This window comes from Pantoea sp. CFCC18177, assembly GCF_059412425.1.
On the sequence record NZ_JBNBPL010000006.1, the window covers coordinates 17280 to 31936 of the forward strand.

9 protein-coding genes are annotated in these 14657 nt (G+C 50.6%); all 9 read left to right on the forward strand.

Annotation, left to right across the window (positions count from 1 at the left end):
• The first annotated feature begins 6 nt into the window (after window positions 1-6).
• The 9 genes from ACPUC8_RS07975 (at window position 7) to ACPUC8_RS08015 (ending at window position 14546) form a co-directional block, all read left to right on the forward strand.
• The gene (locus tag ACPUC8_RS07975; RefSeq protein WP_039329462.1) at window positions 7-1704 is read left to right on the forward strand and encodes an OmpA family protein; all 1698 of its coding nucleotides are present in this window, start codon (window positions 7-9) and stop codon (window positions 1702-1704) included.
• A gap of 16 nt (window positions 1705-1720) precedes the next feature.
• Window positions 1721-2212, forward strand: coding sequence for an Hcp family type VI secretion system effector (locus ACPUC8_RS07980; protein ID WP_039329461.1), 492 nt, complete (start codon window positions 1721-1723; stop codon window positions 2210-2212).
• A gap of 198 nt (window positions 2213-2410) precedes the next feature.
• Window positions 2411-5056: a type VI secretion system ATPase TssH gene (gene tssH / locus ACPUC8_RS07985; RefSeq protein WP_039329460.1), complete on the forward strand. Its 2646-nt coding sequence runs from the start codon at window positions 2411-2413 to the stop codon at window positions 5054-5056.
• Complete coding sequence (locus ACPUC8_RS07990; protein WP_052205989.1) at window positions 5056-7443, forward strand: type VI secretion system Vgr family protein; 2388 nt, start codon at window positions 5056-5058, stop codon at window positions 7441-7443. Before tssH ends, ACPUC8_RS07990 begins: the two co-directional genes overlap by 1 nt.
• Window positions 7444-7461: 18 nt before the next feature.
• Window positions 7462-7728 carry a PAAR domain-containing protein gene (locus tag ACPUC8_RS07995; RefSeq protein WP_039329458.1) on the forward strand — a complete coding sequence of 89 codons (267 nt, stop codon included), beginning with the start codon at window positions 7462-7464 and terminating at the stop codon, window positions 7726-7728.
• Window positions 7729-7752: 24 nt separating this feature from the next.
• On the forward strand, window positions 7753-10572 hold the full coding sequence (locus ACPUC8_RS08000) for a T6SS effector BTH_I2691 family protein (RefSeq protein ID WP_039329457.1): 2820 nt from the start codon (window positions 7753-7755) through the stop codon (window positions 10570-10572).
• Window positions 10569-11597 carry a putative type VI secretion system effector gene (locus ACPUC8_RS08005; protein ID WP_039329455.1) on the forward strand — a complete coding sequence of 343 codons (1029 nt, stop codon included), beginning with the start codon at window positions 10569-10571 and terminating at the stop codon, window positions 11595-11597. The genes ACPUC8_RS08000 and ACPUC8_RS08005 overlap by 4 nt, the downstream gene beginning before the upstream one ends.
• A gap of 204 nt (window positions 11598-11801) precedes the next feature.
• A complete protein-coding gene (locus ACPUC8_RS08010) occupies window positions 11802-12830 on the forward strand; it encodes a putative type VI secretion system effector (protein ID WP_494926008.1) in 1029 nt (342 codons plus the stop codon).
• Between the two features lie 567 nt (window positions 12831-13397).
• On the forward strand, window positions 13398-14546 hold the full coding sequence (locus ACPUC8_RS08015; protein WP_494926009.1) for a tetratricopeptide repeat protein: 1149 nt from the start codon (window positions 13398-13400) through the stop codon (window positions 14544-14546).
• Window positions 14547-14657 lie beyond the last annotated feature (111 nt).

Here is a 14657-nt window from a genome sequence, read left to right on the forward strand (position 1 = left end):
CAGCCGTTGAGTATCCTCTTGAAACGCACGCTATGGCTGATGAGCTGCCTCGCTGCGTTGATCATCTGCGTGGTTTTCCTGCCTGTGAGCCGCAGTGCGGCCTGGGCAGGTGCGGTAGCTGCCGTGCTGGTCGCTGCCGTTGCCTGGTGGCGCACAGGTCGCGCCGCACAGGCCTTACGCCATGCGCCTTTAGGTGAACAACTGGTCGCCGCCCTGCCGGACGTGGACTATCGTCTGCCGGTAGTGTTGACCGTGGGCGAATGTGCAGAGGCGCTGTTTGCTGGCGAAGCGGTGCGTGAAACCGCGCAGGGATGCTACATCCTCATTCCTCAGCCGGATCAACTGGCACATTACAGCGAGATGCTGCTGGCGATACGTCCCGGCTGGAGCACACAACTGAGTGCGCTGCTGGTGCTGCAACCCGAGCAGCACCATGACCAGCCGGTACTGGCGGCACAGCTGCGCGAATTTCGTTTTCAGGTACAGCGCTGTGCACAACACAGCGGCCATGTGCTACCCGCAATGTTGGCTTGTCTGCTACAGGGCGCGCCTTCGCCGTGGTTTAGCGTGGAGGCCGCACAGGCCGGCGTGCGCGTGTGGGATGAACAGCAACAGGGCACGCCGCTGAGTCGCTGGGTAGCGAATGCGGATGACAGTGAAAAAGCCTCGCGACTGGCGCAGGGCGTGATGCTAAGCAGCCAGATTGCCTGGCTGCGTGAGCAGGTTCTGCCGCAGTTCAGTGGCACTGAGCAAGCCAGTGCGCCACTGCATCTGCACGCGATGGCGATGAGCTGGCAGCCCGAGGTGGCATCAGTTCCGCGTAACCTGTGGCAGCAGTGGTTGCAGCAACGCACCACGCTGCGGTCGCTGGCAACCGATACAGTTTCCAGCCATGGCCGCTTCCCCGACTTTCTTCTGGCTCAGTTGCCGGTACGTCGTGGCTACTCTCCCCCCCAACGTGCCGCCGTGTATGCCCTGGCGCTGGTGACGCTATTTAGCGTGATCGCGCTGGCGTGCTCATCGTGGAACAACCATCGTCTGCTGCGCGCTATCGCCAGTGATGTCGCACGCTATCGTGCGATTGCGATGACCAACACGGCGCTAAAAGTCCCGGCATTAAACCAGTTACAGAGCGATGCGCGACTGCTGGAGAAGTATCAGCGCAACGGCGCGCCCGTGCATTTAGCGCTGGGGCTCTATCCGGGAGAGCAGCTCTATCCGCCGGTTATGGCAGAGATTCGCGGCTACGTTCCTCCGGCGAAACCGCCTGAAAAAGGGGTGCCACGTCTGGTCCGTCTGGACAGCATGTCGCTGTTCGAGGTGGGGAAATCCGCATTGAAAACGGGATCGACCAAAGTGCTGGTGGATGCCCTGATAGATATCAAAGCCAAGCCCGGTTGGATGGTGTTAGTCACCGGGCATACCGACAGTACCGGCGATACGCACGCGAACCAGCAACTTTCGCTGGCTCGTGCGGCCGCCGTGCGCGACTGGATGATCGCCACCAGCGATATCCCTGAAACCTGTTTTGCGATTCAGGGATATGGTGCAACGCGGCCGGTCGCCACCAATACAACCTCTGCGGGGCGGGCTGCTAACCGCAGGGTTGAGATCAGTCTGGTACCGAACGCAGCGGCCTGCCAGCCAGCTGCACGGCAATCAGACTTATCACTCTCGTCGCCATCAGGTGACAAAAACCCATAAACAACAGGAGTTAATCATGGCTATTCCAGCATACCTTTGGCTGAAGGACGACGGCGGTGCTGATATCAAAGGTTCCGTTACTGTACAGAACCGTGAAGGCAGCATCGAAGTCGTGGCACTGGACCATGCGCTGTACATCCCAACGGACAACAACACTGGCAAGCTGACCGGAACCCGCGTGCACGCGCCGTTAGTGTTTACTAAAGAAGTCGATTCTTCAACCCCGTATCTCTATAAGGCGGTGACTTCAGGCCAGACCCTGAAATCAGCTGAATTCAAATGGTACAAAATCGACGATGCCGGTCAGGAAAAAGAGTATTTCAACACCAAGCTGGAAAACGTGAAGGTGGTGAAAGTGGCTCCGCTGATGCATGACATCAAAGATCCCGCCAAAGAGAAGCACAACCACCTGGAAGTGGTTGAGCTGCGCTATGAAAAAGTTATCTGGACCTACAAAGACGGCAACATCATTCACTCCGATTCCTGGAATGAGCGCGCACAGGCGTAATGCCGCTGCGTGAGTAATCTCAGTGCGCCCCGTGTGGGGCGCCTGTTCTGCTGTTACGTACCTCATTGACATCGATGCGTCAGTGACTGGATTCATCGCACAACTTGCTGTTCTACCCAACGAACGATCCTCGGTCGTGCGGTAGCCATGGCGCAACACGATGAATGCCCCGATTTTTTGCCATAGGACGGGACTATTATGGACATCTCTTCACCTGCTTTACTTCGCCGACTAAACCCCTTTTGCGCTCGGGCGCTGGACGCCGCCGCCGCGCTCTGCCAAACCCGCGCACACCGGGAAATTACCGTGGAGCACTGGCTGTTGAAACTGCTGGAAAGCGGTGAAGGCGATATCGTCACCGTAGCCCGCCGCTATGAGTGGGATCTGGATGGGCTGTGGCAATCGCTGCTCAGCCATCTTGAGACCTTGCCGCACAGCGTCACCCAGCGTCCTCAGCTCTCTTCCGCGCTCAGTGGCCTGCTGCAATCCGCCTGGCTGGTGGCCTCGCTGGAAGAGAATGCGACATCGATTCGCTCTGCACATCTGTTGCAGGCGTTGATCACCCAACCGGCCTGGCTGCACGCGCAACAGGCCTGGCCGCTACTGAGTTTGAGCGCTACCCAACTGCAACGACTGCGTCCGCTGCTGGACGCTCAGTCAGAAGAGCGTCCCGAACAGCAGGCGCTGGCGGAGAGTGCAACGGTGCTGGCGGATGACAACGCGCCACCCGCATTGAACGGCAAACAGACCTTGTCTGACGCGCTGCAGCAGGTACTGAACAAGTTTACCCACGACCTCACCGCGCAGGCGCGTGCAGGCAACATCGATCCGGTACTTGGCCGCGATAATGAAATCCGCCAGATGATCGATATCCTCTCTCGCCGCCGCAAAAACAATCCGATTATGGTCGGCGAGCCGGGTGTGGGTAAAACCGCGTTGGTAGAAGGACTGGCGCTGCGCATTGCCGAGGGCAACGTGCCGGAAAGCCTGAAGCCGGTTTCACTGCGCACCCTTGACCTGGGTATTTTGCAGGCAGGTGCGGGAGTGAAAGGGGAGTTTGAGCAGCGCCTGAAAAGCGTGATCGATGCCGTCCAGCAATCCCCTGAACCGGTGCTGCTGTTTATTGATGAAGCCCACACCCTTATCGGTGCGGGCAACCAGGCGGGTGGCGCGGATGCCGCTAACCTGCTGAAACCCGCGTTGGCGCGTGGCGAACTGCGCACCATCGCCGCTACCACCTGGTCAGAGTACAAACAGTATTTCGAACGCGATGCCGCTTTGGAGCGTCGCTTTCAAATGGTCAAAGTGGATGAACCAGATGACGCCAACGCCACTCTGATGCTGCGCGGCCTGAAATCTCGCTACGCACAACATCATGGCGTACACATTCAGGATGCGGCGATTCAGGCAGCGGTGACGCTTTCGCGTCGTTACCTCACCGCCCGCCAACTGCCGGATAAGGCGGTGGATCTGCTGGATACCGCCAGTGCGCGTGTGCGCATGAGCCTCGACACGCAGCCAGAAGCGCTGATGCAGTTGCAGGCGCAGCTCGCGGCACTGGCGATGGAACAACAGGCGATTGAGGACGATCTGGCACTCAATCCCCAAGGTGATGCCACGCGCCTGACCACGCTGGCGGAACAACGCAGCGCGCTGCAAACCCAATGCTCCGCGCTTGAACTGCGCTTCCAGCAGGAAAAAACGCTGGCAGAGCAGATCCTTACAGCTCGCCAGCAGCCGGAGCAGGGCGCGACTTTAAGCGATCTACAGCAGCAACTCAGCACGCTGCAGGGCAACGCGCCACTGCTGTCGCTGGATGTGGATGCGCGCAGCGTGGCAGAAGTGATTGCCGACTGGACCGGCGTGCCGCTGGGCAGTTTGCTGAAAGATGAACAGACCAACCTGCTCGAACTGGAACAGCAGTTGGGCAAACGGGTGATTGGCCAGGATGTCGGATTGCACGCGATTGCTCAGCGTCTGCGTGCCGCGAAAACCGGCCTGACGGCAGAAAACGGCCCGCTGGGGGTATTCCTGCTGGTGGGACCGAGCGGCGTGGGTAAAACCGAATCGGCGCTGGCGCTGGCCGACACGCTGTTTGGCGGCGAACGTGCGCTGATCACCATCAACCTCTCGGAGTATCAGGAAGCGCATACCGTATCGCAGCTGAAAGGCTCGCCGCCGGGTTACGTAGGATACGGTCAGGGCGGCATTCTCACTGAAGCGGTACGCAAACGCCCTTATAGCGTGGTGCTGCTGGATGAAGTGGAAAAAGCGCACCGCGATGTCCTCAACCTGTTCTATCAGGTGTTCGATCGTGGCGTGATGCGCGATGGCGAAGGGCGTGAAATCGACTTCCGCAATACCGTGATATTAATGACTTCCAACCTCGGCAGCGATGAACTGATGGCACTGCTGGAGCAGCAGCCGGAAGCTCCGGCCAGCACAGTCAATGAACTGCTGCATCCAATCCTGCGCGGTCACTTCCAGCCTGCGCTGCTGGCGCGATTCCAGACGGTGATCTATCGCCCACTCAATGCAGCGGCGCTGCGCGAAATCGTCAGGATCAAACTGGGGCAGGTCGCCAAACGGCTGCAACGTCACTACGGCCTGCAGTGCCACATCGAGGAGAGCCTGTATGACACGCTGGTCAGCGCTTGTCTGCTGCCGGACAGCGGTGCACGCAACATCGACAGCTTGCTGAACCAGCAGATTTTGCCGGTGCTGTCGCAAACGCTGCTGCAGCAACTGGCGCAGCAGGAGAAACCGACGCACCTGACGCTGGGCTTCGATGATGAAACCGGCATCACCCTGAGCCTGACGGCACAGCATGGGGAGAACGCATAATGGCGCTGGCAGATATCGCGACAAAAATCGGCCAGACCTTAAGTGGCTCGATGAACCGTTATGACCTTAAGGTGGAGGGCGGTGCAGCGGCGCTGGATGTGGAATCCTTTACAGGGGATGAAGCGCTGAGTGGTCTTTATGGTTATCAGATCATTTTTAGCAGCCTCGACAGCGGCATCACGCCGCAACAGATGCTGCTAAAAAACGCCAGCTTCAGCTTCAATGCGCCGGGTATGCAGCTCGCGGGTTTTTCTCTGCCGGGCATGGAATCACCGCGTACCGTGCATGGCGTGATCACCCAATTCCAACGTCTCTCTTCTTCGCTGGATGAAACCCGCTATCAGGTCACGCTGGAGCCACGACTGGCGCTGCTGGGCAATGCCAGCCGTCCGGCGATTTTCCAGAACCAGTCAGTACCGGAGATCGTTGAACAGATCCTGCGTGATAATCACCAGTTTGAAGGCTGGCAATTTGAGTTCCGCCTGCGTGGCACTTATCCGCGTCGCGAACAGGTGATGCAGTGGCAAGAATCGGATCTGGCGTTTATCGAGCGTCTGCTGTCTGAAGTGGGCATCTGGTATCGCTTTGCAGCCGACAGCCGCATGCAGCAAGAGATCGTGATTTTCGCTGACGACCAGCAGTTCTATCAGTTTGATGTGTCACTGCCGCTGCGCGCTCTCTCGGGCATGAACGACGGCGCCACCGAATCGGTGTGGAAGCTCAGCAGCAGCCACCAGGTGGTGAGCCAGGCGGTCAAAGTCAAAGATTACAACTATCGCGATGCGCAAAACGGCTTGCTCACCGACGGTGATGCCGGTGCCGACAGCACTGCTTATGGCGAAGTCTATCGCTATAGCGATAACTACCTGACGCAAGGCGCGCAGCAGGACGCCGAAACAGAAACCGGTGCCTTCTATGCCCGTTTGCGCCACGAACGTTTGCTCAACGCCCAGCATCAACTGAGCGGTGCCAGCAACGCGGCTACACTGCAACCAGGGCAGATGCTGGAAATCATCGGTGATGTGCCACCGCTGTTTACTGCGGGCGTGGTGATCACCGCCATCAGCGCTCAGGGCGGCCGTGACGCGTCATTTACGCTCAGCTGGCAAGGTATTCCTTACAGCGAAACTGTGGGCTACCGCCCGCCACTGCTCAAACGCCCCACCATCGCCGGGACCTTGCAGGCACGCGTTACCAGCGTGACGGAAAATGACACCTACGCGCATCTGGATGAGAGCGGTCGCTACAAGGTGAAGTTTGACTTCGACCTGACGCAGTGGAAAACCGGTTACGAAAGTCTGTGGGTGCGTCTGGCGAAACCGTACAGCGGCGATACCTACGGTTGGCATATGCCGCTGATCGCGGGCACCGAAGTGGCGATCGCCTTCGAAGCGGGCAATCCCGATCGTCCTTATATCGCTTATGCGCTGCACGACTCGCGCAATGAAGATCACGTCAGTGCCGCCAACCACAAGCGCAACGTGATTCGCACCCCGGCCAACAACAAGCTGCGCATGGAAGATGAGCGCGGCAAAGAGCACATCAAACTCTCCACCGAATACGGCGGTAAAAGCCAGCTAAACCTTGGCCATTTGGTCGATGGTGAACGCACCCAGCGTGGCGAAGGCTTTGAACTGCGCAGTGACAGCTGGGGTGCGATTCGTGCAGGGAAAGGTCTGTTTATTAGTGCGGATGGTCAGGAGCTGGCGCAGGGGCAGGCGTTGGATATGCAGGCGGCATTAAGCGAACTGGAAAACGCCAGGCAGGTTACGCAAGGGCTACGCCATGCAGCCGATGCCGCGAAAGCCGAGCTGGCCGATCTGGAAAAGCAAACGGCACTGATGAATGAATCACTGAAAGAGCTCAAGCAACGGACGCTTCTCATGTCAGCCCCGGAGGGGATTGCGCAGGTGACACCCAGCAGCCTACAGCTTTCAGCGGGTGAAAATTTAATTGCCACCTCTGGCGCCGACGGTGATATCAGCATCGCTAAAAAGTTTACGTTGGCGGTAGGGGATACATTGAGTCTGTTTGCCCATCGGTTAGGCATCAAAATGTTTGCGGCAAAAGGAAAAGTTGAAGTTCAGGCACAAAGTGATGCACTCGACCTCCTTGCACAGAAGCAGCTTACGATTGCCAGCCAGGATGACAAAGTGGTGGTGACGGCGAAAACCGAACTACTACTCACCTGCGGCGGTGCTTTCATCCGCATTAAAGATGGTCAGATAGAGATGGGTGCGCCCAGTAACGTCGTAATGAAAACCCCCACCATTCAACGCCAGGGCTCAGCAAGCCTCAATGCAGCAGCGCAATTGCCGCAAGGTTGTGCTCCTGGCGTGATTTCTGCTGCCCGTGGGCAAGAATCTTTCGTCACTCTGAGTGAATAAGACAAGCCTGGAGAAAATATGACAAAGAAACTGGCCTGCATGGGTGATCGCACCACCAATGGCAGCATTATCACGGCGACATCCAATTATTTCGAACAGGGCAAACAGGTTGCACAGCATGGAGACATGGCAAGCTGCCTGAGTTGCAAAGGCACATTCCCGATATCGGGGACTTGTGACGGCATAATGAATGGATCCACTCGATTGGTGCAGGATCAAGATAAGGTCATGTGCCGTTGCAGTGATCATCGCGTCGTGGCGCAAGCACAAATCTTCAATAAATAAACGTGAAGCGTAAAGGACTCTACCATGGCTTGTAATAACGAATGTAATTCCACCGGACTGGCCATTTTGCCGGTGCGTTATGCCGTCGTTCCTAAAACCATTCCCACGACGTTGCCTGCATGGGCACAAAGCGCACCTGTAACCGGCGTGCCGCTGGATCATGGCGACCAGTATGCACTCAGGGCAATGCGACGCGGCTTCCTCTATCTGTTCTATGCGCAAGGGCCGCAGGGCAGCAATTACTGGCAGTGTTATAGCATCGCTGATGACGGTTCGCTTTGGTTGCAAACACATGCTGATGCACCCGTCGCGCAGAGCACGCCCTCTTGCCATTCGAAGCAACATGATGCCGCCATGGTCGAGTTTTTTTGTATTGCGGAGCCGGAAAAATGCGGCGATGTGTGGCTGGCCTTCAGTCAGCATGCCTGGAGTGAAACCACACTTAATCGCTACAAGCAGGAGAGTGGCGCCCGCGATGCACGCATGCAAAAAATCCAGCCAGCACAATGGATGAATCAAGCGCAGCAGGCTGGAGCTACCCAAGCGAATGCTCAGTCGTTGCAGAGTGTGATTGAATATCAGGATGTTGGGGTTGAGAACATTCTACCCTCAGTGAACTTTCGCTCGTTTGTGCTGAGCAATACCATTAGTACGCCGTCAGAAGCGGAAAGCAGAGCCGGAGCCGATAACTACGGCTTTAATCAACATTTACTGGAGCGCGTCTCAACACTTTACCCTTGGGCACTGACTCGTCGCAGTAAAAGTGCCGTGACTGCGGAAAAAATGCAAAGCCGTAGCCTCAATAAAGACGGCAAAGCGTGCCCGCCGCTGCTGCTTCCACTATGGGATGCAGTAGGCATCGTACACGAACTAAACTGCTGGAGTATGGATGTGGCAGGGCGTCAGACGCAGTTTTTCGAAGAGAAAGCGTTTGAGCTGAAAACCCACACCGATCTCACCACCGTACAGGGATTACTCAGCGATGCCGCCAGTGCAGATTTGAGTAACAGACGTTCAGCGCTGTCGCGAGGTGGCATTGATTCAGAGCAGATGATTAAACAGCGTGCCGGCATTCGTAGTAATTTTGCCGAACGTCCTGAGATGCAAAACCAATTGCTGAGTGAATGCGATGAAGTCGAGCAGTGGCAGCTAGAGAAAGTGCCGACTGACATGTATCAATCAGAGATGATGCGTTTCAACATGAAAGATGTGACTGTGCGTAAAGGGCAGTTTGCCGCGCTGAAACAGAAAGTTGAGGCGTGGAAAGCAACCTACCCTGGTATTGATGCAGAATGGCGCAAGAACAGCTGGAAAAAATATGAAGCCAGATTGAATACGCAGAAGCGACAGAAGTTTGTGGATTGTTACACCACCTTTAGCGCGCAGGTCAAAGCGGAATATGAAGCGCGTGTGGCGAATGTAGTGAAATGGCTTGAGGCAAAATTGTTTATCGCCACGCTGCAGGATTATAAGACCACCGAATTTATGGATAATTACCGCTACGCCAGTATTGTTAGCGTAGCAATCAGCGGTATAAGCAATACCGCTCAGGGGGTAGCTCTGCTGGACCGTTGGGTGCAGGAGCAAAGTACCGCCAATGATAGCAACCTGGTCTGGAATACGGTGGCGGGGAATAACCCTGAGGTTAAGAGTGAGCTTGAAGTTCTGCTGTCATCGGCGAAAAGCCATAACAACGATACCGATCCGACATCTACGCCGGTTTTATTGGCAGTAGTTGCAAAAGCCGGGGATTTGAAAAAATACACCGGCTTTGTTTCTAAAGCGATCAAAGAGTCTGCTAAAGCACTGCCAGAAAACGCCGACTGGCTTAATCGTGCATTTGGTAAGTCAGACTTATTCTTAGCAACTGTCGGAGAGCGCGTCTTTAACTTTGGGCGTTTAGGAAATAAATTAGATGGTCTGGTACATACTATCTATAAAACCATCTTCTCACTGAGAGCTGGCGTACCCTATCAACACTTTATCTCACATCTGGATATCCAGTTCAGGGAGATGCCAAAGCTCAGAAGCCAGATATTGCATGATCTACAAAGTGATAAGAGGTTTCTGCCTGAGAATAATAAGCGGTTAAAAGAGTACGCAAAGTTAAATGATGCCTGGAATGAATTTTCTAAAAGCGATGGAGGGCCAACAACAATAAAAACCTCCCGCCTTGGCCTATTAATGTTATTCCTTAATGGTTTGGATTTGGCTTATTTGACGAGTCAAGTTAAAGAAAGTGATATTAAAAGCCAGGCAGCGCTTGCTGCTAGTGGGTTAAGCGCTTTATCGCTTATCAGCGACCTAATACTACCAGCTTTTGAAAAGGGTGAGGCATCGGCAGTAAAGACCATTGAAAGCATAAAGCTTTCAGGGGCACTCCTGGGTGCGACTGCATCTGTGGCGACTGTATATCTTGATGTGATGAATGGTAAGAAGTCATTTGATCAGAACCGATTTGGTATGGTTTGTTTTTATACGATTAAAGCAGTTGTTGATGTGGTTGGTTTAGTGAAGTATTTAGGACAATTTTTATCTTCAGCAGGAACTTTAGCTTCTCTGGGGGAAAGTGGTGGCGGCAGAGCAGCACAACTTGCATTGCAAAGTGGAGAGAAAATTGGGGCTGGCTTCGTTGCTCGAACAGGGGCGCTACGGTTATTAGGTATTCTGGCATCGTGGCAAGTTCAGGTTGGTTTAATTCTATTGCAAGTGATAATCACCTCATTTTCCGATGATGATTTACAAGTCTGGTGTACCCATTGTGTGTTTGGACAAAAGCCTGGGTTTGATAATTATGACGAGCAACTTACCAGTTTACAGACCACTCTGAAGGAGATTATGTGAGAAAAGAAAAAGCAATTAGTCCAAAAGATCTACTGCAGAAAGCGAGGGAGGCCGAATACAATAAATCATTTATTGAAAAACTCTTGGCGAATAACGACGCGGAGACAACGCTAAGTGACCTGACTGAAGCTCAGGAGAGGCTAAAGGCAGCAAAGGCTGCCCTGGATGCGCTTCCCCCGCCGCCAGTACTGCCACCCCGCGGCCAGCTGGAAAAAATAACTGGCCGACTGGAGGAATTCAGCCGCATCCGCTGTAAGGCGGATTTTGAGCCGGATTTCTATACCAACCACCCCAATCATCAGATGTCTTCCGGTGAAAAAACGGGAATTGGTGCAGCGGCGATTGCTTTCGACAGCCCTGCGCTGGCCGGACTGGCTCTAAAAGAGGAGCAGCCGATGACGAGTGAAGCGGATTATATTAAGGGCATGATCAACGGTAAGCCTTTTACTGGCTGGGTTGGACTCACCCATCTAAAGGTAGGAGATGAAGTCGAACTGGCGGCAGAATGGCAGGATGACCACTATCAGGTTTATGCAATAACACTTCCTGCCGAGCGAATGATCTCAGTCTGTCCAAGGGCTAATCATGGCAGTTATATTCAGGCAAAATTGAAATTAAAACATACAATATGGTTTTTGACTTTTATGCTGGTCCTCATTCAAGGTATATACATTTCTTTAGCCGATGGTCCATTTTTACAAAATGTATTTGATAGTTTAGTTAATAATAAGGACCGTTTTTATTTGTACGCGGCAATTCAAACGGCTGTAGGAGTTCCTATTATAGGGGTGATATTTTACAGTATGTATCTTGGCTATGTTAAGACCTCTTGTGCGCTAGCTGAGAATGTATTTAGAGCGTTTGGGTGGGAGAATCCGAAAGGAATAGATCTTGAGGCGTTAACCTTAAATAGAGAAAAAGAACTTAAACGTAGTGGGGAATGGTATTCGCCTGACGATAATAGCAAACCACCTCGCCCAACAATGAAGGGGTTAGGTTATATGGAGTATTGGTACTATTACTGAAAGATGATATTTACTTTTAGGTATTTTAGTTTAACTATAGGGGTGGCTACAATATTAAAGTCAATCTCTTTATCAATTAATGGTTGTTTTTAATGATATAAATTTATTTTCATTGGATTGCTATATTTTTAATGTATAAGATGCGATTTATTAATTTTACTTTAAAGAGTTAACCTGCCAAATCACTATCGTGAAGGGGCTGTCATGAGAAAAGAAAAACCAATCGACCCAAAGCAATTACTCCAGAAGGCGCGGGAAGCAGAATGCCATAAATTATTTATCGAAAATGAGCTTAGAAATAATGAGCCGGGTAAAACGCATAATGACCTGATAGAGGCGCAGACACGACTGGAGTCAGCGCTGGCTGCGCTGGAAGCTCTTCCCCCGCCGCCAGTACTGCCACCCCGCGGCCAGCTGGAAAAAATAACTGGCCGACTGGAGGAATTCAGTCGCATACGCTGTAAGGCAGATTTCATGCCTGATTTCTATATCAGCCACCCCTATCACCAGATGTCTTCCGGTGAAAAAGCGGGAATGGGTGCAGCGGCGATTGCTTTCGACAGCCCTGCGCTGGCCGGATTGGCTCTAAAAGAAGAGCTGCCGATGAGCAGTGACGCGGACTATATTAAGGGCATGATCAACGGTAAACCTTTTGCAGGTTGGGTCGGACTCACTTACCTTAAGGTCGGTGATGAGGTCGAATTGGCGGCAGAATGGCAGGATGACCATTATCAGGTTTATGCGATTGCTTTACCTGCGGAGCGAGTGGTTTCAGTCTGTCCTAGAGCTGATCATGGCCGGTATATTCAAGCTAAATTAAAAATAAAACACACAGTTTGGTTTGTGCTTTTGATGCTAATAATAATTCATGGAATACAAATATCTATGATAAAAGGTTCTGTTTCTGATTTTATGTATGAAAGCATTATTTACAACAAGCATAGTTTCTATGTTCTTACGTTAACTATAGTTTTGGTCGGAGGTTCGGTTATCGGGCTTCTTTTTTATAGTATTTATCTTGGTTATGCTAAAATAGCCTGTGCTTTTGCTGAAAATATATTTCATGCATATGAGTGGAAGAAACCAAAAAACATTAGCCTGGGAGCTATAACCTCCAAGAAAGAAAAAGAGCTTAAGCGTAATGGAGGATGGTATTCGCCAGGAGATAAAAGTAATCCACCAAGGCCAACTACAACATGGGTGGGTTTTATGGAATTTTGGTACTATTATTAAAAAATGCTTTGATGTTTAGGATTGAGGAGTAAGTACAATACAGAGTTCAACCCATATCATTAGTTGTGGGGTCTTAATAGTAATTATGGATTCGTTCTCGTTGGGTTATTTTAAAGTTTCAGATTTGATAGGTGTGAATTATTAATTTTTTGTGAGGTTTTTTACCTGCCAAATCACTATCGTGAAGGGGCTAACGTGAGAAAAGAAAAGCAATTGATCCAAAGCAATTACTCCAGAAGGCGCGAGAAGCAGAATGCAATAAATCATTTATTGATTGGTCAAATTGTTCATTTGGTATATAAAAATTTCATGATGCATCTGCCATAGTAAAAGTGAAGTCAGAAACAGGAGATAAAGATACAAATGATCCATTCTTCTTATGGTGCAATAAGCATTTTAAAAGATAATATACACATTTAACTTTGAGTATTAATTTTCCGGCTCTACAATAATGTCAAAGAGATTTGCATTGAAAAATAATTTTGAATATTAGTTAATATTGCTACCATCCTAAAAATAATTAGTGGGTAGTATTTTCCTTCCCTATATGACAGGCAGGTAAATATGATGAAAAAAAGTCTTTATTGCAGTTTGTTATTGTTAGAGGTATTTCTGATTAGTAGTCCGGCCTGTGCTCAAAGTGATAAGGAGATATATGAGGCTTATGATAGCTGCCAGGTTGATGTGCAAGCATGTCAGCAAGCTGCTGAACATGGTGATGCACAAGCTCAATATAATTTAGGAAAGATGTATTATACAGGTGAGGGGCTTCCCCAGAACTTTCAGAAGGCAAAGACACTATGGGAAGAATCGTCTAAAAAAGGTAATGCTCAGTCTTTAAATGGATTAGGTTTGTTATATTATTCACGGGAAGGAATTCAGGGAAGAAATGTTAAATTAGCTAAACAATTACTTCATAAGGCAGCGCAGTTAGGTGAATTTAAGGCTGTGTTAAATATAAAGGTTATGCTCGAAAATAATTTTGCTGAATATGATGATCTCAAAAGTGCAGGTGAAGAATTTAGACATTTCCATGAGACAAATAAAATTAAATTAGAGAGTCTTTCCAATAATGGAAATGCCGATGCATCCTATAAACTAGCTTTGATGTATGGTGGTGACGATAAAATTCAAAAATACGATCAAAAAAAATACATATACTATCTGAAAAAGGCTGCTAAAGAAGGTAATGCAGATGCACAGTATGAAATAGGATATATCTATCTTCGAGGAACTAATAGTGTAAAAGTTGAACGTGATAAGGCGTTTAAATATCTAATTGAGTCTGATAAACAGGGCAATTCCAACGCGTCATACGCTCTTTTTGAATATTATCAATATCAGCATGAACCCGACTCCCTTCGTTCATCTGAATATTTAGAAAAAGCAGCAGAACGTCACAATCTACAAGCTGTACACAAGATGGCTTATTTTTATTATCATGGTCGCGATTCATATAACAGTAATGAATCTTTTCCTAAGATTGATTTTAAAAAATCATTTCATTACTATCAAGTTCTTTCAACCACACTAACTAATAGCGGTATGTATGATCTTGGCAAAGATTATCAACTGGATGCTATGTATCAGCTAGGTGTTATGTATGTAAATGGCCAGGGAGTAAATAAATCCATACAAAAGGCAATAGATATGTTTAAGACATCTTGTGATAAAGGTTATAAGAAGAGTTGTGATGAGTTGAGCCATTTGAATTAAAAGTAGAAAATGCTAATTGATAAAAGCAGCGCATTGCTACTTGTGTGCTGCTTCATTCCTTATCCCTTCGAACATCTAAATAGCTGCGCGGAATAGTAGATCACTTTGAGG